At 63.5% G+C, this 1,103-nt stretch carries 1 protein-coding gene; it reads right to left on the bottom strand.

What is annotated here, in order from left to right; genetic code table 11:
- Positions 1 to 1,103 (bottom strand): bacteriophage T4 gp5 trimerisation domain-containing protein (locus CZ787_RS19070; RefSeq protein WP_254908581.1); only part of this gene is annotated, 1,103 nt, incomplete at both ends.

Genomic DNA, 1,103 nt, shown 5'->3' with positions numbered 1-1,103 from the left:
GTGGTATAGCCGTTGCGGTCGCGCTCTTCGATCAGCGGCCAGCGTGTACCGGCCTCCTCAGGGCAGGCAAACACGTAGTAAAGGCCGCTGGTATCAGTGAGCACGATACGATCGGCGTCGTCGCGCAGCGTCTCGTCCAGCGCCTGCCAGCGGGGATCGTCACTCTGCGTGTTGTCGTTAGCTGGCGAACCCCCGCGGCGTATCCACAGCTGTTCGGTAGGCGAGAAGCGCGCCTGACCGGGCTCGAGGGATCCAAAGGTGATGTGTCGCCCCTGGGCGTCGTGGATAATGCAGGCGTCATCTTCCAGGGTAATGGCCAGGCTTTCGCCGGGCAGCGACCAGCCCTGGCCGAGTACGCTAATCCGCGCGTTGCTGGAAAGATAGCCTCGGCTGAACACGAAGGGGCGCGGCGCGGGCAACGCAAAATCGGTCTCGGCGGGGAGCAGCTTAGCGCCCAGCAGCGGGTTCACCGGGCTGCCGACGGCGGGTTCGCAGGCGCTGCAGTCGTCGGCCAGGCCATCGGTGATATCGATATCCTCCAGGGCCAGCGGGGTGGCCGCAGCGATATCGCTGCTCAGCAGGGGCGTCTGGTGCGGCTCGAGGGTAACGTCGTCGCTCTCTTCAGGCTCCGCCTCGCCCGGCAGGTTAGGCAGCACGATCGCCTGCCCCTGGCCACGGCCCGGGCTGCCGCCGGAGTTGATGTTGACCTGCGAACCCACAATGGTCACGCCGCTGGGGTCGAGTTTGACGAAACTGCCGCCGGCCTTGAGGGTGATCTCCGCGCCGGCCTCGATCACGACCTGGGAACCTGCCTTGTAGTGCACCTCGCGGCCGGCTTCCAGGAGCTGCGAATCGCCGTAGAACTCGTGGCGAGTCTGATCCACCTGAAGGTGGTCATCGCCTTTTATCTGGGTAAAGCGGTCGTTATGCACCGTCAGGTGATCGTCGTTGTGAATCTCGGACAGCCGATTGCGGTGCAGCTTCAGATGGCTGTCGCGACGGATCTCTTCGGTACGATCATTTAACGTCAACAGTTCCAGGTCCTTCTGAGCGTGGAGCCAGATCTGTTCTTCACCCGCTTCGTCTTCAAAGCGCAGTTCGTT

The sequence above is a fragment of the Halomonas citrativorans genome (assembly GCF_900163645.1).
GTDB lineage: Bacteria > Pseudomonadota > Gammaproteobacteria > Pseudomonadales > Halomonadaceae > Vreelandella > Vreelandella citrativorans.
Note: the sequence above shows the minus strand (reverse complement) of the source record. Positions and strands in the feature narration are given on the sequence as shown.